Source organism: Microcella frigidaquae, from assembly GCF_014200395.1.
Classification (GTDB): domain Bacteria; phylum Actinomycetota; class Actinomycetes; order Actinomycetales; family Microbacteriaceae; genus Microcella; species Microcella frigidaquae.
Genome location: NZ_JACHBS010000001.1, coordinates 214,752 through 234,862, shown reverse-complemented (window position 1 = coordinate 234,862; position 20,111 = coordinate 214,752). Strand labels below are relative to the sequence as shown.

Below are 20,111 nucleotides of genomic sequence, written 5' to 3'. Positions count from 1 at the left end.
CGTCGCACACGCACCGTCGTCAGCGCTGCGTCGTCACTACCGCGGGAATGCGGAACGGGCCGCCCCCGAAGGGACGGCCCGTTCGCCTGATGCGGTGCGGTTCTCAGCCGTTGCTGGCGAGCTTCTCGCGCAGCGCGGCGAGCGACTCGTCATCGGCGAGGGTGCCACCGCCCGTCGACTCGGACGAGAAGCTCGAGCCGCCGGCCGCCGGCAGGTCGAGGTTGGCCTCGTCGGCGATCGCCGCGGCGACCTGCTTCTTGTGCGCCTCCCAGCGCGCCTGGGCCGCAGCGTAGTCCTGCTCCCACTTGGCGCGCTGCTCCTCGAAGCCGTCCTTCCACTCGCCCGACTCGGGGTCGAAGCCCTCGGGGTACTTGTAGTTGCCGGCCTCGTCGTACTCCGTCGGCATGCCGTACACGGCCGGGTCGAACTCGGTGCCCTCGGGGTCGAGGCCCTCGTTGGCCTGCTTGAGGCTCAGCGAGATGCGGCGGCGCTCGAGGTCGATGTCGATGACCTTGACGAAGACCTCGTCACCGACCGACACGACCTGCTCGGCGAGCTCGACGTGCTTGGCCGAGAGCTCCGAGATGTGCACGAGGCCCTCGATGCCGTCCGCCACACGCACGAAGGCGCCGAAGGGGACGAGCTTGGTGACCTTGCCCGGCGCGACCTGGCCGATGGCGTGGGTGCGGGCGAAGACCTGCCACGGGTCCTCCTGGGTCGCCTTGAGCGAGAGCGACACGCGCTCGCGCTCGAGGTCGACCTCGAGGATCTCGACGGTGACCTCCTGGCCGACCTCGACGACCTCGCTGGCGTGCTCGATGTGCTTCCAGCTGAGCTCCGAGACGTGGACGAGGCCGTCCACGCCACCCAGGTCGACGAAGGCGCCGAAGTTGACGATCGACGACACGACACCCTTGCGGACCTGGCCCTTGGCGAGGTTGTTGAGGAAGGTCGAGCGGCTCTCCGACTGCGTCTGCTCGAGCAGCGCGCGGCGCGAGAGCACGACGTTGTTGCGGTTCTTGTCGAGCTCGAGGATCTTCGCCTCGATCTCCTGGCCGAGGTACGGCGTGAGGTCGCGGACGCGACGCAGCTCGATGAGCGAGGCGGGCAGGAAGCCACGGAGACCGATGTCGACGATGAGACCGCCCTTGACGACCTCGATCACGGTGCCGGTGACGACGCCGTCGGCCTCCTTGATCTTCTCGACATCGCCCCAGGCGCGCTCGTACTGGGCGCGCTTCTTGGAGAGGATGAGACGGCCTTCCTTGTCCTCCTTCTGGAGAACGAGGGCCTCGACGGTGTCGCCGACGGCGACGACCTCGCTGGGGTCGACGTCGTGCTTGATCGAGAGCTCGCGCGAGGGGATGACACCCTCGGTCTTGTAGCCCACGTCGAGGAGGACCTCGTCGCGATCGATCTTGACGACGGTGCCCTCGATGAGGTCGCCGTCGTTGAAGAACTTCAGGGTCAGTTCGACCGCGGCCAGGAAGTCTTCGGCAGAGCCGATGTCGTTGATGGCGATCTGCGCGGGGGCCTTGGTCGTTGCGGGGGTCATGTAGTGGGTGCTCCGATGCGGACAGGGATTCAGGCCAGGACGACGAACTGCATGGTGTCGCCCGGGCATGCGGACAGGACTGTCGTCAAATCGACGACTCTCCAGCGTATCCCGTGGGGCCGCCCCGCACCAAACCGGGGCGGTGGACCCTAGCCGAGCAGCGCCCCGCGCAGGGTGTCGAGCCCGACGCCGCCGAGGTCTAGCGCGTGCTTGTGAAAGGCCTTGTTCGAGAACGCGGCACCCTGCTTCGCCTTCGCGGCATCCCGGATCTGCTCCCAGATGCGCTGGCCCACCTTGTACGAGGGGGCCTGTCCCGGCCAGCCGAGGTAGCGGTTCACCTCGAAGGTCACGAAGCCGTCGTTCATGTTGACGTTCTTCCGCATGAACGCGAAGGCGTCCTCGCTCGTCCAGACCGCGCCCGTTTCGGGGTGGATCTTGCCGAGGTGCACGCCGATGTCGAGCACGACACGTGCGGCGCGCATGCGCTGGCCGTCGAGCATGCCGAGCCGGTCGGCCGGGTCGTCGAGGTAGCCGAGCTCCTCCATGAGCCGCTCCGCGTAGAGGGCCCAGCCCTCGGCGTGGCCGCTCGTGCCCGCGAGCAAGCGGCGCCACGAGTTCAGCTGCGCCCGGTTGTACACGGCTTGGCCGATCTGCAGGTGGTGACCGGGAACGCCCTCGTGGTAGACGGTCGTGGTCTCGCGCCAGGTATCGAACTCGTCGACGCCCTCCGGGATGCTCCACCACATGCGACCCGGACGCGAGAAGTCGTCGGTCGGCCCGGTGTAGTAGATCGCCCCGCCGGGGGTGGGCGCGATCATGCACTCGAGCTCCTTGACCGGCTCGGGGATCTCGAAGTGGGTGCGCGAGAGCTCCTCGATCGCCGTGTCGCTGAGGTTCTGCATCCACGCCTGCAGCGCCTCGCGGCCGTGCAGCTTGCGCGAGGGGTCCTGCTCGAGGTGCGCGATCGCCTCGGCGACGGTCGCGCCCGGGAGGATCTCCCCGGCGATCCGGGTCTGCTCCTCCACCATGCGGGCGAGCTCCTCGATGCCCCACTCGTACGTCTCATCGAGGTCGATCACGGCCCCCAGGAAGCGGCGCGACATCAGCGCGTAGAGCTCACGACCGACGGGGTCGTGCTCGCGGGCGGCGGGCAGCAGCTCCGCCTCCAGGAACTGCGCGAACGCACCGTAGGCCTCGGCGGCGGCGCGCGCGTTTCGGTCGAGATCGGCCTGCAGGGATGCGGGCACGGGCGCCTCGCCCTCCCCCGCGCTCGCCGCGAACTCCGGGAAGAAGCCGTCGGCCGCAGCGGTGCGACGCGCCTGGTCGAGCACCTCCAGCACCTGACGACGCGCGGGGGTGTTGCCGGCCGCGATGCCCTCGCGGAGGGTCGCGGTGTAGCCCTCGAGAGCGCCCGCGACGTTGCCGAGCTTGCCGGCGATCGTGCGCCAATCGCTCTCCGCGGCAGTCGGCATCAGGTCGAAGATCTCGCGGATGCCCTGCGCGGGCGAGGCGATGACGTTGAGGTCGCGCTGGTCCCAGCCGGCGTCGGCCAGCTCGAGGTCGAGGCTCAGCTCAGCGCTCAGATCGGCGATCGTGACCCGGTCGGTGTCGTCCACGGGGCTCGCCGCGGCGAGCTCGGCGAGGGTCGCGCGCGCCGCCGCTGCGTACCGCTCCCGCCCCTCCGGCGAGAAATCGGTGTATTCGTCGAGCCGTCCGGGGGCGCCGATGTAGGTCGCCGTGTCGGGGCTGAGGTCGACGAGGGTGGCGACCCAGCGCTCGGCGATGGCGTCGACGGGGGTGGGCGTGCGGTCGGCAGGTTCGTGGGCCATGCCTGCGAGCCTAGTGCGCGGCCTCGTTCCAGTCGCGGCCCACGCCGACCTGCACGTCGAGCGGCACGGCGAGGTCGGCGGCCTCGCCCATGCGCCGGCGCACGATGGCCTCGAGGGCATCGCGCTCGCCCGGGGCGACCTCGAACACGAGCTCGTCATGAACCTGCAGCAGCAGGCGCGAGCGGAGGGCATCCCGGGCCAGATCGGCCGCCACATCGTTCATGGCGACCTTCATGATGTCGGCGGCCGAGCCCTGGATGGGCGCGTTGAGCGCCTGCCGCTCGGCGTTCTCGCGCAGCACCCGGTTGGGGCTCTTCAGGTCGGGGAACGGGCGGCGGCGGCCGAAGATCGTCTCGGTGTAGCCGTCGGCCCGCGCCTGCTCGACGACGCTGCGCAGGTAGTCGCGCACCGCGCCGAAGCGGGCGAAGTAGTCGGCCATGAGCTGCTTGGCCTCCCCCGTGTCGATGCGCAGCTGCTTGCTGAGGCCGAAAGCGCTCAGCCCGTAGGCGAGGCCGTAGCTCATGGCCTTGACCTTCGTGCGCATGTCGGCGGTCACGTCGGCCGGGTCGACCCCGAAGATGCGGGCGCCGACGAAGCGGTGCAGGTCCTCCCCCGACCGGAACGCCTCGATGAGCCCCTCGTCGCCTGAGAGGTGCGCCATGATGCGCATCTCGATCTGCGAGTAGTCGGCGGTCAGGATGCCCTCGAAACCCTCCCCGGCGACGAAGGCGGCACGGATGCGGTGCCCGACCTCCGTGCGCACGGGGATGTTCTGCAGGTTCGGGTCGGTCGAGGAGATGCGCCCTGTCGACGTGCCGGTCTGGTCGTAGGTGGTGTGGATGCGACCATCCGCGGCGATCGCCGCCGTGAGGGTCTCGACGATCTGCTTGAGCTTCGTCGCGTCGCGGTGCTGCAGCAGCAGGCCGAGGAAGGGGTGCGGGTGCGCCTCCTGCAGGTCGGCGAGGGCCGCCGCATCGGTCGAGTACCCGGTCTTCGTCGCGCGCGTCTTCGGCATGCCGAGCTCGTCGAACAGCACCTCCTGCAGCTGCTTCGGCGAGCCGAGGTTGACCTCGCGACCGATCTCGGCGTACGCCTGCTGCGCGAGCTGGTCGGCGGCCGTGCTGAGCTCGGAGCCCACCGCGTCGAGGGCACCGCGGTCGATCGCGATACCGGTGCGCTGCATGCCGGCGAGCACCGGCGCCGCGGGCAGCTCGATCTCGGTCAGCACGCGGGTGCCGCCCTCGGGCAGGGTCGCGCGCTGTTCGGCCACCATCCGGTGCAGGAACCAGGCGACCGTCGCCGGGCTCACCGCGCTCGTGTCGGGCACCAGCTGGTTGGGGTCGGGCTGCGGGATGCTCTCGCCGAGAGCATCGTGCACGAGGTCGGCGAGGTCGTACGACTTCGCTCCCGGGCGGGCGAGCCAGGCGGCCAGCCGGGAATCCCACACCACCCCGGCGAGGGCGATGTCGAGGTCGGCGAGCACACCCGCGGCCGCCTTGACGTCGGCGAGCAGCTTGGGGGCGTCCGAGGCGAGCCACGCCTCGAGAGCGGCGTAGTCGGGGCGGTGCGCGGCCCAGTTGACCTGCACGCTCTCGGTCGCGGTGGCGAGCCCGAACGCGGCGAGCTCGCCGTGCGGAGCATCCACGATGACCGCGACCTCCTGGCCCGCGGTCGAGGCGAGCCACGTGGCGAGCTCCTCATCGACGAGCGTGCGCACGGTCGGGAGGTCGGTGCGCGCTGCCGCGTCACCGGGCTCCCCCATGTCGGCGCCCTCCGCCTCGGCGATCTTCAGCACGCGCTCGGTCAGGGTGCGGAACTGCAGGCGCTCGAAGACCTGCCGCACGGCGGGCACATCCATGGGCCGGCGATCGAGGTCGTGCGGGCCGATGGGCAGCTCGACGTCGGTGACGAGCCGGTTGAGCCGGCGGTTGCGCTCTGCGCGCTCGCGCTGCGCGCGGAGGTTCTGCCCGACCACGCCGCCGATCTCATCGATGTGCTGCCAGATGCCCTCGAGCGAGCCGTACTGGGTGATCCACTTGACGGCGGTCTTCTCGCCGACCTTGTCGATGCCGGGCAGATTGTCGCTGGTCTCGCCCACCAGGGCGGCGATCTCGGGGTACTGCTGAGGGTCGATGCCGTAGCGCTCGCGCACCGCCTCGGGGTCGTATCGCTTCAGTTCGGCGACACCCCGGGCACTCGGGTAGAGCAGGGTGACGTCATCGGTGACGAGCTGAATCGTGTCGCGGTCGCCCGACACTACGAGAACCCGGAAGCCCTGCGCCGCGGCCTGCGTGGCGAGGGTGGCGAGGATGTCGTCGGCCTCGAAGTCCTCCTTGGTGATCGTGGGGATGCTCATCGCCGCGAGCGCCTCCTGCAGCAGCGGCACCTGCCCGATGAACTCGGGCGGAGTCTCGCCGCGCGTGCCCTTGTACTCGGGGTACTCGCGCGTGCGGAAGGAGTAGCGCGAAATGTCGAACGCCACCCCCAGGTGGCTCGGCTTCTCCTTCGCCAGGAGGCTCAGCAGCATCGACAAGAAGCCGTGGATGGCATTCGTGTGCTGGCCATCTCGGGTGACGAAGCTGTCGACCGGCAGGGCGTAGAACGCCCGGAAGGCCAGCGAGTGGCCATCGATGAGCAGAAGGGTAGGCTTTGCGGAGTCCGACACGTCGGCCAGCCTACTCAGGCGCCCCGACCCGAACTCGTGACCGTCGCCCGCCCTCGTGCCCGGCGGCCGGTCGGCCCGGAGGCCGCATGACGATCCTGCCCCCCGACCTCGACCCCGAGCTCGTCGAGAGGCTCGTCGGCACCGGTGGCGGAGCGCTCACCCGGAAGATGGGCATCGAGTTCCTCGAGCTGTCTGCCGAGCGCAGTGTCGCGACGATGCCGGTGGAGGGCAACACCCAGGTGATCGGGCTGCTGCACGGCGGGGCGCATGTCGTGCTCGGCGAGAGCCTGGGCTCGATCTCCTCCGCGATCCACGCCGGGCCGGGGCGCTACGCCGTCGGCATCGAGATCAACGCCACGCACAGCCGGTCGATCACCGAGGGGCTCGTCACGGGCACCTGCACCGCGCTGGTCCTCGGCCGCACGCTGTGCACGCACGAGATCGTCATGACCGACGAGCAGGGCCGCCGCCTCTCGACGGTGCGCATGACGAACATGCTCCGCGACCGCTGAGCCGCGCATCCGGATGCGCACCCGCCGGCGAGACGCGGCTCCGGCTACTCGGCACCCTCCGCGGGGGCCTTCTTGCCCGAGTCCTTCTTCGGCCCGAGCTGGTCGATGATCGCCTGCGCGACCGCCTGCATGGTGGTGCGGCGGTCCATCGAGGCCTTCTGGATCCAGCGGAACGCCTCGGGCTCGGAGAGCCCCATGCGCTCGTTGAGCAGGCCCTTCGCGCGGTCGACGAGCTTGCGGGTCTCGAAGCGCTCCACCAGGTCGGCCACCTCGGCCTCGAGGGTGATGATCTGCTGGTAGCGGCTCAGAGCGACCTCGATCGCCGGCAGCAGATCGTTCGGGGTGAAGGGCTTCACGACGTAGGCGAGCGCGCCCGCCTCGACCGCCTGCTCGACGAGCTCCTTCTGGCTGAAGGCGGTGAGCAGCACGACCGGGGCGATGTGGTTCTCGGTGAGGCGCTTCGCGGCCTCGATGCCGTCGAGCTGCGGCATGCGGATGTCCATGACGACGAGGTCGGGCCGGAGCTCGGTGGCGAGCGCGACGGCCGTCTCGCCGTCGCCCGCCTCACCGACCACGTCGAAACCGTTGTCGCGGAGGATCTCCACGATGTCCATGCGGATGAGGGATTCGTCCTCCGCCACGACCACCCGGCGCGGGGCGGTGGCGGTCTGCTCCTGGTCGCTCACGCCCGAAAGCCTACGGTATCGTCGAGCCGCGAGCCCCGAACGGGGCCGGGCCGGCTTGGCGGAATGGCAGACGCGGCGCACTCAAAATGCGTTGTCCGAGAGGACGTGTGGGTTCGACCCCCACAGCCGGTACGCGACACGACGATCTCTGCCGAAGCACCTCCCGGTGCGCCGACGCCAAGCGTCGCGGGGTTCGACCCCCACAGCCGGTACGCGACACCACGAACTCGGCCGAAGCACCTCCCGGTGCGCCGACGCCAAGCGTCGCGGGGTTCGACCCCCACAGCCGGGACTCCTCAGCTCTAGGCGGGACGGAAGCCGGTCGTCTCCGGCGGCGGGGCGTGCCGGATCATCAGGTGGCGGCTCACCGAGTACTCGAGCAGCGGCTCGATGCTCATGTCCTTGCCGAAGCCCGACTGCTTCACCCCGCCGTGCGGCGCTTCCGAGGCGATCGGCAGGTGATCGTTCACCCAGGTGACGCCCACATCGAGCCGTGCGCTCACCCGCAGAGCCCGGGCCACGTCGGCCGTCCAGACCGACGAGGCCAGCCCGTAGGCGCTGTCGTTGGCGTGGGCCACGGCGTCGTCCTCGCCGTCGACCGGCAGCACGACGAGCACCGGGCCGAAGACCTCGCCCTGCACGATCTCGGAGCCCTGGTGCGCTCCGACGACCAGGGCCGGCGTCAGGTAGAAGCCCGGTCGGTCGAGCACCTCCCCCCCGGTGAGGATCTCGGCACCCTCGGCGGTCGCGCGGTCGAGGAATCCCCGCACCGCGGCCCGATGGCGCTCGGTGACGAGGGGCCCGATGTCGGTCGCCGCGTCGCGGGGGTCGCCGACACGGATGGCGGCCAGGGAGGCGCGGAGGGCATCCACCACCTGGTCGTAGACCCCGCGCTGCACGTAGACCCGCGTCGCCGCCGTGCAGTCCTGCCCCGAGTTGTAGGTGGCCCCGAGCGCGACGGCATGCGCCATCGCGGGGATGTCGGCATCGTCGAACACGAGCACCGGCGCTTTACCGCCGAGCTCGAGGTGCACACGCTTGACCCTCTCGACCGCGCCCGCCATGACGGCTCGTCCGGTCGCGGTGGAGCCGGTGACACTGATCATGTCGACCTGGGGATGCCGGACGAGCGCCTCGCCGACATCGCCTCCCCCGGTCACCACCGAGAGCACGCCGTCGGGGAGGCCCGCCCGGTGCGCCAGCTCGGCGATGCGCAAGGTGGTGCGGGGCGTGGTCGGCGCCGGCTTGAGCACGACGCTGTTGCCCGCGGCCAGGGCCGGCCCCGCCTTCCAGATCGCCATGATGAGGGGGAAGTTCCACGGAGTGATGCCGGCGACGAGACCGACCGGTCGGCGCGTGATGATCGACGTGTAGCCCTCACTGAGGGTGCCGGCGCCGGTGCCGTCGAGACTGCGGGCCGCGCCCGCGAAGAATCGCAGATTGTCGACGGCGAACGGCAGCTCTCCGTCGCGAGCGACCGTCACGGGCTTGCCGGTGTCGGCGACCTCGAGCGCTGCGAGATGGTCGGCATCCGCCTCGATCGCATCGGCCCACCGCAGCAGGGCCGCCGAGCGCACGGCCGGTGTCGCCGCCGCCCAGGAGGGCTGCGCTGCCCGACCCGCGGCCACGGCTCGCACGACCTGGTCGGGACCGGACTGCGGGAACGCGTCGGAGACCTCGCCGGTGGCCGGATCGATGAGCTCGATCGTCTCGCCGCTGCCTCGCTCGGGAACGCCGGCGATGGTGGTGGACAGAGTCGTCATGGTGGTGCCTCTCGAGAGATCGGTTCGATCAGGAGTTGAAGCCGAGGCCGAAGCGGTCGAGGGTGCGCAGCCAGAGGTTGCGCCGTCCGCCGCGAGCGTCGGCCGCGATGATGGAACGTCGTGTGAACTGGATGACGGGATTGCGGAAGGGCTCGGGCGGGATGGGCACCGGACGGCGGCGGACGATGCCGTAGCGCACGCGCGGCGTGTCGGCCCGCTCGAGGAGATCGAGAGCGACATCGGCCGAGAAGCGCGCAGCACCGACCCCGAGCCCGGTGTGCCCGATCGCGTACCCCACCCGGCCCCCCAGCGCGGTTCCGTAGGCGGCGGTGAACCGGGTCGTGGAATCGATCGGCCCGGCCCACATGTGGCTGAAGCGCACGTCGCGCAGCGTCGGGAACGTCTCGACGAACTGCCTGGCGAGGAGGGCGTGGGAGCCGCCCGCGTACGCGAGGTCCTCCGAGAGCCGGCCGCCGCGGTGGTAGACGGCGTCCCACCCTCCCCACAGGATGCGGCCGTCGGCGGTCGGCCGGTAGTAGTGAAACTGGTTGCCCGCGTCGGTCAGCCCCTGCCCTTCGCTCCAGCCGATGGAGGCGCGCTGCTCGGCGGTGAGCGGCTCCGTCATCAGTACGTGGTCGTAGAGCGGCATGATGTAGCCGCCGAGCCGAGCCAGAGGCGAGCGGTAGGCGGAGGTCGCGACGACGGCCTGTCGGGCCCGCACTCGTCGTCCGCCGGCGACGTGCGCGATCACGCCGGCCCCCGTGCGCGAGAACCGCTCGACCCGGCTGTCGTCGTGGATGACCGCACCGCGTCGCTCCACGTGCGCCGCCATGCCCCACGCCATGAGAGCCGGGTCGACCAGCGCGTTGCCCGTGCGATCACGCACTCCCGCCAGATAGGTCGGCGAGTGGACGTCGGCCTGGACCTGCTCGCGGTCCTGCCACTCGACCGTCTCGCCGTAGCGCGAGGCGAGCTCGAGGGTCGTGCGCAGAGCGTCGACCTGCCAGGGCTCGACGGCGACGGTCGTCTTGCCCACGTGGCGGAAGTCGCACTCGATGCCCGCGGCCGCGAGATCGGCGGCGATGCCGGCGAGATTCGCCGCACCCTCGGCGCTGATCGCGGGCATGTCACGCGGCCACAGCGCCTCGCCATGGGCGTAGCCGTGGGTGAGCGAAGCCGAGACGAAGCCGCCGTTGCGGCCGGTCGCACCGTGCCCCACGGTCTCCGCATCGAGCACGAGCACTGACCTGCCCGGCTCCCGGTCGAGAGCGCGCCACGCGAGCCAGAGGCCGGTGAACCCGGCACCGACGATGAGGAGGTCGCACTCGGCACCGTCCTCCACCGGCGAACGGCGTCCCGGCGCCTCCGGTCGGTCGAGCCAGTACGGGGCCCGGACCGCGTCGCGGAGGGACGCCGGGAGGGGCGTGCTCACCGAGCGCGCTCCCGACCGAGCGCCTCGAGGCGGTCGGCGGCCTGCTGGAGGCCGGAACGAGCCCTGATCGACTCGCCGGCGGCGCGGAGCTTCGCGAGGTGCCCAGCATCGCCGAGCTGCTCGTCGATCGCCGCCCGCAGCTCCTCCGGGGTGAAGCCGTAGGTCGACAAGCGCCGTCCGTACCCCTTCTCGTGCACCCGCTGGGCGTTGTCGTACTGGTCCCAGAACAGCGGCAGGAGCACCATCGGCTTGCCGAAGTGCATCGACTCCGTCGTGGTGTTGTTGCCGCCGTGCGTGATCACCAGGTCGACCATCGGCAGGATCCGCGTCTGCGGCAGGAACTCGGCGCCCCACATGTTGCCCGCCAGCTCGATCTCATCGTGACGGGGGCCCTTCGACACGATGACCCGGTACGGACGGTCGGCGAGGGCCGCGATCACCGATCGCATGAGGTCGACGTCAGCACTGCCGAGCGACCCGAGGCTGAAGTAGATGAGCGGGCCGGGCAGCGCCAGGAACTCCTCGGGGATCTCCGGCTCCGCATCCGTCTGCCGCACGGAGGAGTCGAGGCGGATCCAGCTCTCGTCGAGAGGGCGCTCGTCGGTGTAGTCGAGCTCCTCGGGGTAGACGTAGAGGTTCAGATCGCCCGAGTGGATGAAGTCCAGATCGGGCAGCGCGGGAGCGCCCTGCTCCTGCACCCAGCGGGAGAAGCCCTCCCACATCGGGCGGTGGGTGCGGTCGTACTCTGCGCGGAAGGCGGCCCACTCAGTGCGCGGCTCCTGGGGAAGGCCCGAGAACACCGGGGCGATGTCGTCGCCGCGGATCTCGAGCGGGTTGCAGGAGACGATGCGCACGAAGGGCACACCGGCGGTCAGGAGGGCCGGGAAGGTCAGCACGTTGTCCTCGATGATCACGTCAGGCTTCGTGCGGTCGATGATCGCCTTGAGCTGGGGCTCGCAGTACATCGCTCCGTCGATGAGCGCCTGCCAGATGGGCGCGGTCACGGTCTCGAGCTGCTCGAGCGTCGAACGCCGGAACTGCGGACTCATCTCGTTGATGTAGTCCTTCCAGAACTGACCCGCATCCTGCTCGGCCGCGTCCTCAGCGGGCGGGGCGAGGTCGACGAGGTCCTCCTCGAACCCCAGCGCGGCGAGCTTGCCGGCCCAGGAGGCCTCCGCCGCGAACACCACACGGTGCCCGCGCCGGCGCAGCTCGTTGCCGATGCCGATGCAGTTGTTCGTCGGTCCGTATGCGCTCTCGGGCATGAACAGGAAGGTCAGCGGCGTCGTCATCGGGGGTTCCTTTCAGTGGTGGAGCGGTCGAGATGATTCGCGGGCAGTGCCGCCCTATCATGGAGTGCCCGTCGCCGGGATCGCCGGCGGGGGCGGGTCGGGAGGCGGCGAGGATGGCGAGACCGAAGCGGCAGGATGCGCGGCGCGACGAGCTCGTCGCCGCCACCCAGCGGGCCATCCTCAAGAGCGGCCCCGACGGGGTCAAGCTCAATCGCGTGGCCGCTGAGGCGGGCCTGACGTCGGGCGCGGTGCTGTACTACTACCCCGACATCGACGAGTTGGTGCTCGAGGCCAACCGTGTCGGCATGGAGCGCTTCTACGACGAGCGCCTCCGGATGATCGAGGCGCTGCCCGACGATCCCGTGGTTCGGCTCTGCGCGCTCGTCGACTCCGGACTCCCCCGGCACGGGGAGGACACCGGGGTGCGGCTGCTGTGCGAGCTCGGCGGGTCGGCGGGTCGCAACCCGGTGCTCGCCGCCCTGCTCACGACGCTCTACGACCGTCAGGTCACCATGTACCAGGCGGTGCTCGAGCAGGGCGCCGCTCGTGGCCTGTTCGCCCTGCAGGGCCCGTCGCTGCGCATCGCGCGCAATCTCGTGGCCCTCGAGGACGCCTACGGCTACCGCATCGTGGCGCGCCACCCGTCGATCGGCCACGACGAGGCGGCGGAGCTGCTGCTCGACTACGCGCGGCTCGCGACCGGTCATCCGCTCACCGCCCCCTGAGCGGTCGGCGCGGGCTCGACCGCGACGATCCTTGCCCGCTCGGCCGACCAGTCGGCACCGAGCCGCTCACCCCGAGCGGGAAGCCGATCGGCGTGCACCGTGCCGGTGAGCACGCCGAGGCCGCCGTCGAGCTCGAGGCGCACGCTCGACGCGCCGCCGTGGAAGGTCGTGTCGATGACGACCCCATCGACACGGCCGGAGCCGACCGGCCCGAGGTGCACATCCTCCGGGCGCACGACCAGCGCGCCCGGCTCTCCAACCGCGCCCGAATGATCGCCGGGCACCGCGCCGAACGCGGTGTCGATACCCGTCGCGGTGAGCGTGCCCGCGAAGCGCGTCGAGGTGCCGATGAACGCGGCGACGAACAGGTCGGCCGGGTTCGCGTACAGCTGCGACGGCGCATCGACCTGCCGCACGCGCCCGTGATCGAGCACGGCGATGCGGTCGGCCATCGACATGGCCTCCTCCTGATCGTGCGTGACGACGACGAACGTCAGCCCCACCTCATGCTGCAACCGCTTCAACTCGAGCTGCATCTCGGCGCGAACCTGGCGGTCGAGGGCCGAGAGCGGCTCGTCGAGCAGCAGGAGGCGCGGCCGCTTGACGATCGCGCGTGCCAGAGCGACGCGCTGCCGCTGACCGCCGCTGAGCGCGGTCGGCCGACGCCGGGCGAAAGACCCGAGACCGACCGTCTCGATCACCTCCTCGACGCGGGCGCGGACCTCCGCCCGCGGGAGCCCCTCCGACTCGAGGCCGTAGGCGATGTTGCGCTCGACCGACATGTGCGGGAAGAGCGCGTACGACTGGAACATGAGATTGATGGGTCGGCGATTGGCGGGCACGTCGAGCAGCGAGCGTCCGTCGAGGAAGATCTCCCCCTCGTGCGGATGCTCGAAACCGGCGATCGCACGCAGCAGCGTCGTCTTGCCGCACCCGGAGGGGCCGAGCAGCGCGAAGAACTCGTTCTCGCCGATGTCGATCGACACATCGTCGAGCGCCGTGGTCTCGCCGTAGCGGTGGCGGAGATTGCGGATCGACAGCAACGGCGCGGGGCTCATAGGGACTCCGTGATGCGGGTGAGGCGCTGCGTGGCGATGATGGCGAGCATGCTCACGCCGAGCAGCATCGTGGCGAGAGCATTCACCTCCGGGGTCACGCCGAAGCGCACCATCGAGTAGATGACCATCGGCAGTGTCGGGGCGTTGGGGGCGGCGGTGAAGAAAGCGATCACGAACTCGTCGAGCGACAGCGTGAAGGCCAGGAGCGCCCCGGCGACGATCCCCGGCGCGAGCTGCGGGATGGTGACGCGCAGGAGCGTGCGCAGCGGTCCGGCGCCGAGATCGCGGGAGGCCTCCTCCAGGCTGGGGTCGACATGCGAAAGCCGTGCGAGCACGATCGCCGTCACGAAGGCCATCGAGAACACCGCGTGCGCGATCAGCACCGAGTGCAGCCCCAGGGTGAGCTGCACGAGGCCGAAGAGGCTGAGCAGGCCGATGGCGAGAAGCAGGTCGGGCAGGAGCGCCGGGGCGATCGCGAACGCGCGCACCAGACCAGACCGGGTGTAGCGGCTGATCCCCACCGCGAGCAGCGTGCCGAGTACCGTCGCGAGAAGGGTGGAACCGCTCGCCACGATGAGGGTGTTGCCGAGCCCGGCCATCAGCGCGCCGTCGCGGAACACCTCGACGTACCAGTCGAAGGAGAAGCCCCGCCACACGAACAGGCTCGAGGACGCGTTGAACGACATGATGACGACCACGACGATCGGGATGTAGAGGAAGACGAACGTCGCCCAGAAGGGCACGAGGAAGGCTCTAGGGACGCGCACGGGAGCGCCCTCCTTCCATGCGGGAGGTTGCGCGCGCCTGCAGGAAGAGGAGCAGCACGAGGATCGCGACGAGGATGAGCGCGAGGGCGGCGCCGAACGGCCAGTCGCGTGCCTTGAGGAACTGGTCGCGGATGAGATTGCCGAGCAGGAGGCTCTTCCCCCCGCCGATCAGCTCGGGGATGACGAAGTTCGCCATGGACGGGACGAACACGAACACGCTGCCGATGAGCATGCCCGGGAGCGCCAGCGGAATGGTGATCGTGCGGAACACCCGCCAGCGCGACGCGCCGAGGTTGGTCGCAGCCTCCTCGAGCGCGGGGTCGATGCGCTCGATCGCGGAGTACAGCGGGAGGATCATGAGCGGCAGGTAGATGTAGAGCAGGCCGGTGATCACCGCGGGCTGCGTGTACAGCATCCGGATCGGGTCGTCGATGAGTCCGAGGGCGAGGAGCGAGCCGTTGATCCAGCCGGCGTCGTTCAGGAGGATGATCCAGGCGTAGGTGCGGATCAGGAAGTTCGTCCAGAACGGCAGCAGCACCAGGACCAGAGCCGTCACCCGCCACCGGCTCGGCAACCGCGAGATCACGTACGCGGTGGGGAACCCCAGCACCAGCGCGAGCAGCGTCGTGAGGGCGGCGGTGCCCACCGAGGTGCCGATCACCTGCACGTAGACCGGCTCCAGCAGGCGGGCGAAGTTGTCGAGGGTGACCTCGGGCAGCACACCGCCGAACCGCCCACGGGTCAGGAAGGCGTAGACGACGATGAGGCCGAGCGGTACGAGGAAGAAGAGCGCGAGATACACAGACCCCGGGCCCAGCAGTGCGGCTGCCGCCCAGCGGCGGGACGAGCGCATGCTCGTCCCGCCGCGGGCCGGCGTGGTCGCAGCGACCGACATCCGGCGGATCAGCCCGCCTGGATCTCGGTGACCAGTCGGGAGTACTCGACGGTGAACTCTCCGAGGTCGATGGCGACCTCCTGCTCGAGCAGCTCAGCGGGCGTGATGCCCATGTTCGGGAACGCGTCGATGATCGAGGGGTCGAGGGCCTCCATGGCGGGGGCGTTCGGCACCTTGTAGAGGATGTTTTCGGCGACCCAGCCGTGGATCTCGGGCTCCAGGATGAAGTTGAGGAAGGCCATCGCGGCCTCCTTGTTGGGGCTCGAGGCCAGCACCGTCATGGTGTCGACCCAGAGGTCGCTGCCCTCCTCGGGCAGCACGAAGCTGATGTTCGGGTCTTCGGCGATGCCGTAGTTGCACCAGCCGTCCCAGGCCTGCACCATCGTGGCCTCGCCGGTGACGACCTTCTCGTAGAACGTCGTGTCGTCGAACGCCAGCAGCGTGGGCTTCGTGGCCTCGAGCTGGGCGCGGATCTGCGCGAGCTCGTCGGGGTCGGTGGTGTTGATCGAGAATCCGAGGAACTTCTGGGCCGGCAGGGTCATCCAGCGTTCGGTGGCCAGCATGGTGGTCGTGCCGGCGACCTCCGGAGCGGGATTCAGCAGGTCACCCCACGAGGTCGGCTCGAAGTCGAGCAGATCGGTGCGGTAGCAGAGCCCCGTGGTGCCCCACGCGTACGGGAGCGAGTAGACGTTGCCCGGGTCGTAGGCGAGCTCGCTCGCTTCGGGGTAGAGGTTCGACTCATTGGGGATGAGCGACTTCTCCAGCTCGGCGAGCAGGCCCTGCTCGGCCAGCGCCTGGGCGTACTGCCCCGAGACGAAGGCGACGTCGATACCGGAGTCGGCGCCGGTCGTGAGCTTCGCCATGACGTCCTCGTTGGTGGTGTGGTTGACGATCGTCACCGGCACCCCGGTCTCGGCCTCGAAGCGCTCGGCCAGGTCTGCCGGATAGTAGTCGGCCCAGATGCTGACGGTGAGCGTCTGCTCGGTGATGTCGGCATCGGGGTCGATCGGGTCGGTCGCGGTTCCGCTGGCGCAGGCCGTCAGAACGGCGACGGCGGCGAGGGCGAGTACGGCGTGGGCGGAGCGTCTGGTGCGCATGGTGCCTCCTTGCACGATGGTCCCGGATCGGGTTTCGGAGATTCTTGCACCACGGCGCAACACCCGACAATGGCAGGATAGGGCGCACTTGCGAGCTGTAACACAATTGTTTCAATTGGGGTTCAATGAATTCGTCACCCGAGGACGCCGCGATCGAGCTCGAGCTCGCGCTCTCGGCGGGGACGGTGCACTGGGGCCCGGGGCAGCGGGTGCGGATCCTCACCCGGAACGGAGAGCCCGCGCAGGCCGGCGATGGCATCGCCGCGGAACTCGCGCGGCTGCTCTCCGGCTCTCCCCTGCCGCCCGGCGTGCGGCGCACCGTCGACGCGGCGCCCGGCACGGTCGTCGGGCACGAGCGCGGGCTCGGCGCCGGCATCGACATGACGAACTGGAACGTCGTGGTGGACGAGCGCCTGATCGTGAAGGTGGTCGGGCGGCTCGGCGACGGCGATCGCGCCGTGCGCGTGACCCGCGCTGTCGCCGAGCGGTGCCCGGATGTCCTCCCCCTCCTGCACGGAACCCTCGAGCTCGACACCCCGCACGGGCGCGCCACGGTGGCGACCGTGCACCAGTTCCACGCCGACAGCGTCGACGGGTGGACGTGGGCTGTCGACGAGGCCGGCGCCGCGGTCGCGGCGTCGCAGCGGTCGGCCTGGCCGCGGCAGCTCGGCCGCCTGGTCGCCCGGGTGCACGCGGCTCTCGCCGACGCGACAGCCGAGGCGACGGCAGGCGGGTCACCCGGACCGGGAGCGATCGCTGCCCCCCTCGGTGCGACGCTTCCGCCGCCAGCGGACGGACCCCCGGACGCCACGGACGCCGGTGCGCTGCGTCTGCGAGCACGCTGGGGCGCACTGGCCGCAGTTCTCGCTGCGGCCCCGGCGCTGCGCGCGCCACGATTCGCGATCCACGGCGACCTGCACGTCGGACAGGTGCTGCGGGATGCCACCGGCACGATGCGGCTGATCGACTTCGATGGCGACCCGCTCGGCGATTTCGACCCCGACGCCGCTGAGGCCGCCGTCGATGTCGCCCACCTCCTCGTGTCGCTCGACCTGGTCGGCGCGATCGTCGCGAAACGGCAGGGCGATCATCCCGCGATCCGCGCGTGGGCGGACCACGCGCGGCACGACCTGCTCGCCGGGTACCGGGACGTCTCCCCCCACCTGGCCGGAGCTCCGCTTCTCGACGAGCGGCGCCTGCCGGCGCTCGAGGCCCAGCAGCTGCTGCGCGAGGTCGCGTACGCCGAGCGGTACCTCCCCCGCTGGCGCTATGCGGCCGACTGGGCGATCACCCACCGCTTCGACCCCGATCCCGAGCTGGAGGACCCCCCGTGGACACCACCCGATTCCCCGACGACCTGACGGCGATCCCGGCGAGCTACCGCGCGCTCGCGGGTGCGCTCGACCAGATCGACGACCTCGCGAGCGTGCTGGGCGCGTCGCGACCGGCACGCGTTCTCATCCTCGGCATGGGCTCGAGCCGCTACGCGGCCGACCGGGTGGCGCGCGCGGCCCGCGCGACGGGCCGAGCAGTAGTGGCGGAGTGGGCGAGCGCGGTGCAGCTGCCGCCGCCGAGCGACGACCTCGTGGTGGTCGCCGTCTCAGCCACGGGTCGGAGCGCCGAAGTGCTCGCCGCCGTCGAGCCCTACGCCGGGCGTGGACGCCTGATCGCGGTCACCAACGCGGTCACCAGTCCGCTCGCCGAGCGCGCCGATGCGGTCATCGACCTCCGAGCGGGCGTCGAATCGAGCGGGGTCGCCAGCCGCACCTACCGCCACACGATCGTCGTCCTCGAGCACCTGTTCCGCCTCGCGGACCGTCAGCGCTCGCGCGACGAGCTGAACCGCGCCGCCGCCGCCACCGAGACGCTCCAGGCCACGGTGTCCGACTGGCGCCCCGCGCTGGCCCAGGTGCTCGACTCGGGCGATGGAGTGCACGTGCTCGCACCGGCCGAGCGCTTCTGCTCGGCGCAGCAGGCGGCGCTCATGGTGCGCGAGCTGCCGCGCCGCCTCGCCGTGGCATGCGAGACCGGCGACTGGGCCCACGTCGACGTCTACACGAGCCGCACCCATGACTACCGCGCGGCCGTTCTCACCGGGTCTGCCTGGGATGCTCAGGCCGTGGAGTGGCTCCGGTCGCGCGGCGCCCGCTTCGCGGCGATCGGGGGCGAGCTCCCGGGCGCCGAGTTCGCGCTGCGGTTCCCGGATGACCATGACGACCGGGTGCGCGTGCTCGTGGAGACCCTCCCGTTCGAGCTGGTCGCGGCCGAGTGGCTGGCGCAGGACCCGGAGTTCGGGTTCTCGCGCCGGCCCCTCGACCGCGGAGGTGCGGGCGGCTGAGCGACGGTCAGTCGGCGCTGGCGCCGCTCTGCCAGACCGGCGCGACGGCGTTGATCGCGTCACCGACGACGTGCACCCGAAGATCGTTGGTCGACCCCGGGATGCCGGGAGGCGAGCCGGAGATCACGACGACCTTGTCGCCGACGTCGGCGAGACCCTCCCGCAGGAGCGCCTCGTCGACCTGGCGGTACATGGCGTCGGTGTGCGTGACGCGGTCGACGAGGAACGACTCGATGCCCCAGGTCAGCGACATGCGGCGCTGGATGCTCTCGAGCGGCGTGAAGGCCTTCATCGGGATGCGGTAGCGCAGCCGCGACATGCGCCTCGCCGAGTCGCCCGACTCGGTGAAGACGCACACGTACTTGGCATCGACGAAGTCGGCGACCTCCGCGGCGGCGAGGGTGATCGCACCGCCCTGCGTGCGGGGCTTGGTGCCGAGGGGCGGGATGCGCTCGAGACCGTGCTCCTCTGTCGAGGCGATGATGCGCGCCATGGTCGAGACCGTGATCACGGGGAACTCCCCCACGCTCGTCTCGCCGCTCAGCATCACGGCGTCCGCGCCGTCGAGGACGGCGTTGGCGACGTCGGAGGTCTCCGCTCGCGTGGGGATGGGGTTGCTGATCATCGACTCGAGCATCTGCGTGGCGACGATCACGGGCTTCGCCATGCGGCGGGCCAGCTCGACGGCGCGCTTCTGCACGATCGGCACGGCCTCGAGCGGCAGCTCGACGCCGAGGTCTCCGCGCGCCACCATGATGCCGTCGAAGGCCTCGATGATCTCCTCGAGAGCATCCACCGCCTGCGGCTTCTCGATCTTGGCGATCACCGGGATGGTGCGCCCCTCCTCCCGCATGATCGCGTGCACGCGGTTGACGTCGGAGGCGTTGCGCACGAACGACAGGGCGATGTAATCGGCTCCGAGCTTCAGGCCCCAGCGCAGGTCGTCCTCATCCTTCTCGGAGAGGGCGGGCACGTTGACGGCGACACCCGGCAGGTTGATGCCCTTGTTGTTCGAGACCGGGCCGGCGACGACGACCTCCGTGCGCACGCGCACGCCGTCGGTGTCGAGCACCTTCACCTTGACCTTGCCGTCGTCGATCAGCAGGAAGTCGCCGGGCTTCACGTCGGCGGGCAGGCCCTTGAAGGTCGTGCTGCAGATCTCCTTGGTGCCGAGGACGTCCTCGGTCGTGATCGTGAAGATGTCGCCCTCGGCGAGCTCGTGGGGCCCGTTCTCGAACTTGCCGAGCCGGATCTTCGGGCCCTGCAGGTCGACGAGCACCGCCACGGGCTTGTCGGCGTCGGCGGCAGCCTGCCGCACATTGCGGTAGACCTCCTCGTGCACCTCGTAGCTGCCGTGGCTGAGGTTCATGCGGGCGACATTGACGCCCGCCTCGATGATGGCCCGGATGTTCTCGTAGCTGGATGTCGCCGGCCCGAGGGTGGCAACGATCTTCGCGCGTCTCATGAGTTCCTCACGTGGGGTGGTGGTGGTAGAGG

Annotated in this window: 16 protein-coding genes and 1 tRNA gene; 5 read left to right on the top strand and 12 right to left on the bottom strand. The window is 70.5% G+C overall.

The features are described 5' to 3' along the window. Positions 1 to 103 precede the first annotated feature (103 nt). From rpsA to polA, 3 genes are all read right to left on the bottom strand, one after another. Complete coding sequence (gene rpsA, locus BJ959_RS01105; protein WP_153981110.1) at positions 104 to 1,555, bottom strand: 30S ribosomal protein S1; 1,452 nt, start codon at positions 1,553 to 1,555, stop codon at positions 104 to 106. A 149-nt stretch (positions 1,556 to 1,704) separates the two neighbouring features. Further along, the gene (locus tag BJ959_RS01100) at positions 1,705 to 3,384 is read right to left on the bottom strand and encodes a DUF885 domain-containing protein (protein WP_153981111.1); all 1,680 of its coding nucleotides are present in this window, start codon (positions 3,382 to 3,384) and stop codon (positions 1,705 to 1,707) included. A 10-nt stretch (positions 3,385 to 3,394) separates the two neighbouring features. Continuing rightward, positions 3,395 to 6,049 carry a DNA polymerase I gene (polA, locus tag BJ959_RS01095; protein ID WP_153981112.1) on the bottom strand — a complete coding sequence of 885 codons (2,655 nt, stop codon included), beginning with the start codon at positions 6,047 to 6,049 and terminating at the stop codon, positions 3,395 to 3,397. Positions 6,050 to 6,135: 86 nt separating this feature from the next. On the opposite strand from polA, the gene BJ959_RS01090 reads away from it, so the two are divergent. Beyond that, positions 6,136 to 6,561 (top strand): hotdog fold thioesterase, encoded by a 426-nt coding sequence (locus tag BJ959_RS01090; RefSeq protein ID WP_153981113.1) that lies wholly within the window; start codon positions 6,136 to 6,138, stop codon positions 6,559 to 6,561. A gap of 44 nt (positions 6,562 to 6,605) precedes the next feature. Here BJ959_RS01090 and BJ959_RS01085 read toward each other — a convergent pair whose 3' ends face one another. Further along, a complete protein-coding gene (locus tag BJ959_RS01085) occupies positions 6,606 to 7,247 on the bottom strand; it encodes a response regulator (protein ID WP_153981114.1) in 642 nt (213 codons plus the stop codon). A 49-nt stretch (positions 7,248 to 7,296) separates the two neighbouring features. Between BJ959_RS01085 and BJ959_RS01080 the strand changes: the two genes are divergently transcribed. Further along, a tRNA-Leu gene (locus tag BJ959_RS01080) sits at positions 7,297 to 7,379 on the top strand. Positions 7,380 to 7,549: 170 nt separating this feature from the next. On the opposite strand, the gene BJ959_RS01075 is transcribed toward BJ959_RS01080, so the two are convergent. From BJ959_RS01075 to BJ959_RS01065, 3 genes are read right to left on the bottom strand one after another with little or no spacing between them, the layout of a single operon-like run. Then, entirely contained in the window at positions 7,550 to 9,010 is a 1,461-nt protein-coding gene (locus BJ959_RS01075; RefSeq protein WP_153981115.1) for an aminobutyraldehyde dehydrogenase, read from the bottom strand. A 28-nt stretch (positions 9,011 to 9,038) separates the two neighbouring features. Further along, on the bottom strand, positions 9,039 to 10,442 hold the full coding sequence (locus tag BJ959_RS01070; protein WP_153981116.1) for an FAD-dependent oxidoreductase: 1,404 nt from the start codon (positions 10,440 to 10,442) through the stop codon (positions 9,039 to 9,041). Beyond that, a complete protein-coding gene (locus tag BJ959_RS01065) occupies positions 10,439 to 11,734 on the bottom strand; it encodes a glycosyltransferase (protein WP_153981117.1) in 1,296 nt (431 codons plus the stop codon). Before BJ959_RS01065 ends, BJ959_RS01070 begins: the two co-directional genes overlap by 4 nt. A gap of 113 nt (positions 11,735 to 11,847) precedes the next feature. Here BJ959_RS01065 and BJ959_RS01060 point away from each other — a divergent pair, with 113 nt between their 5' ends. Continuing rightward, positions 11,848 to 12,459 carry a TetR/AcrR family transcriptional regulator gene (locus BJ959_RS01060; RefSeq protein WP_153981118.1) on the top strand — a complete coding sequence of 204 codons (612 nt, stop codon included), beginning with the start codon at positions 11,848 to 11,850 and terminating at the stop codon, positions 12,457 to 12,459. On the opposite strand, the gene BJ959_RS01055 is transcribed toward BJ959_RS01060, so the two are convergent. Genes BJ959_RS01055 through BJ959_RS01040 form a run of 4 tightly spaced genes read right to left on the bottom strand, consistent with a single transcriptional unit; the run spans position 12,438 to position 16,276 of the window. Continuing rightward, a complete protein-coding gene (locus BJ959_RS01055) occupies positions 12,438 to 13,517 on the bottom strand; it encodes an ABC transporter ATP-binding protein (RefSeq protein WP_153981119.1) in 1,080 nt (359 codons plus the stop codon). The two genes, BJ959_RS01060 and BJ959_RS01055, sit on opposite strands and share 22 nt — an antisense overlap. Beyond that, positions 13,514 to 14,284 (bottom strand): ABC transporter permease subunit, encoded by a 771-nt coding sequence (locus BJ959_RS01050; RefSeq protein WP_207948966.1) that lies wholly within the window; start codon positions 14,282 to 14,284, stop codon positions 13,514 to 13,516. The genes BJ959_RS01055 and BJ959_RS01050 overlap by 4 nt, the downstream gene beginning before the upstream one ends. Further along, on the bottom strand, positions 14,271 to 15,137 hold the full coding sequence (locus tag BJ959_RS01045; RefSeq protein WP_153981120.1) for an ABC transporter permease: 867 nt from the start codon (positions 15,135 to 15,137) through the stop codon (positions 14,271 to 14,273). The genes BJ959_RS01050 and BJ959_RS01045 overlap by 14 nt, the downstream gene beginning before the upstream one ends. 50 nt (positions 15,138 to 15,187) lie before the next feature. After that, entirely contained in the window at positions 15,188 to 16,276 is a 1,089-nt protein-coding gene (locus BJ959_RS01040) for a polyamine ABC transporter substrate-binding protein (RefSeq protein ID WP_153981121.1), read from the bottom strand. Between the two features lie 125 nt (positions 16,277 to 16,401). Here BJ959_RS01040 and BJ959_RS01035 point away from each other — a divergent pair, with 125 nt between their 5' ends. Next, entirely contained in the window at positions 16,402 to 17,637 is a 1,236-nt protein-coding gene (locus BJ959_RS01035) for a hypothetical protein (RefSeq protein WP_153981122.1), read from the top strand. After that, the gene (locus BJ959_RS01030; protein ID WP_153981123.1) at positions 17,607 to 18,614 is read left to right on the top strand and encodes an SIS domain-containing protein; all 1,008 of its coding nucleotides are present in this window, start codon (positions 17,607 to 17,609) and stop codon (positions 18,612 to 18,614) included. Before BJ959_RS01035 ends, BJ959_RS01030 begins: the two co-directional genes overlap by 31 nt. A gap of 7 nt (positions 18,615 to 18,621) precedes the next feature. On the opposite strand, the gene pyk is transcribed toward BJ959_RS01030, so the two are convergent. Further along, positions 18,622 to 20,079 (bottom strand): pyruvate kinase, encoded by a 1,458-nt coding sequence (pyk, locus tag BJ959_RS01025; RefSeq protein ID WP_153981124.1) that lies wholly within the window; start codon positions 20,077 to 20,079, stop codon positions 18,622 to 18,624. Between the last annotated feature and the right edge of the window lie 32 nt (positions 20,080 to 20,111).